Consider the following 887-nt stretch of genomic DNA (forward strand, 5'->3'; position numbering starts at 1 on the left):
GCTATCAACGAAACCAGCCCTTACTATATTGGTAAGGAGCATGACCTGTTCTTCAAAGGGCATCCTCGCGGTGGTGTTATCAATGACATCATTATTAGCAGTTTTGATAATATGGTGAACATTCCGTCAGCCATCTCTTTCGAAGTCCTGATGATGACAGATATGCTGCCTGATACTATCGCCGGTGTGGCCAGCTCTTTGTATTTCACTATTCCAGCGGAAAACATCAAATTCATCGTGTTCACTTCATCCGAAGAGGTCACCGATCGTGAACAAGCATTAAAGAGCCCACTGGTTCAGGTCATGATGACTCTGGGCATTGTGAAAGAAGAAAACGTTCTCTTCTGGGCCGATATGCCTGATTGCAGCAGTGGAACCTGTATCTAATCCAGTTTTAAAAGGCCCTTCGGGGCCTTTTTTCATGCTTCAATCTCAATTGCAGCGTGTGACCAGATTCAAACTCCCTGAAAAAGAGATTACTGATACTTGATTCAAATCAGGGTTTCCAACTGCTGGAGCTGCTCCGCTAAATCGTTGTATAGATTCACAAATTCCTTTTGTTGTATTTCGTGCTGCGTCTGCAATTGCTCGAATTCGTTCAATAATAGGGTTTCTAACTCGGTCATGTTCTACTTCTCCACCAGTTTGATAAGTTCGTTCTGGCCATCGTTGAGAGTCAATCCCCCTTTCACAGTGTATCCCTCTGGGATCACGATGTAACGCCCCTCTTTGTCCTGAAAGAAACGATAAGGATGCTAGGAAAGCTAGCGCACGCCGCCCTTTCGGCTGCGCCGACCCCTACCCATTTCGACTCAAATTTATGAGTGATTTGGGTATCTTTTTGGTCGCTTTCAGATTGGGTAAGTCTCTTCCCTTTCGGGCTGCCC

The 887-nt window shown here is 45.5% G+C and carries 2 protein-coding genes; one reads left to right on the plus strand and one right to left on the minus strand.

Features of this window, described 5'->3' with window-relative positions:
* On the plus strand, positions 1-387 hold a 387-nt coding region (locus R7Z50_RS25795; RefSeq protein ID WP_318149517.1), incomplete at its 5' end, for a hypothetical protein.
* Positions 388-491: 104 nt separating this feature from the next.
* Here R7Z50_RS25795 and R7Z50_RS31620 read toward each other — a convergent pair.
* The gene (locus tag R7Z50_RS31620; protein ID WP_169629211.1) at positions 492-626 is read right to left on the minus strand and encodes an MbeD/MobD family mobilization/exclusion protein; all 135 of its coding nucleotides are present in this window, start codon (positions 624-626) and stop codon (positions 492-494) included.
* Between the last annotated feature and the right edge of the window lie 261 nt (positions 627-887).

The sequence above is a fragment of the Vibrio sp. 1249-1 genome, from assembly GCF_033340495.1.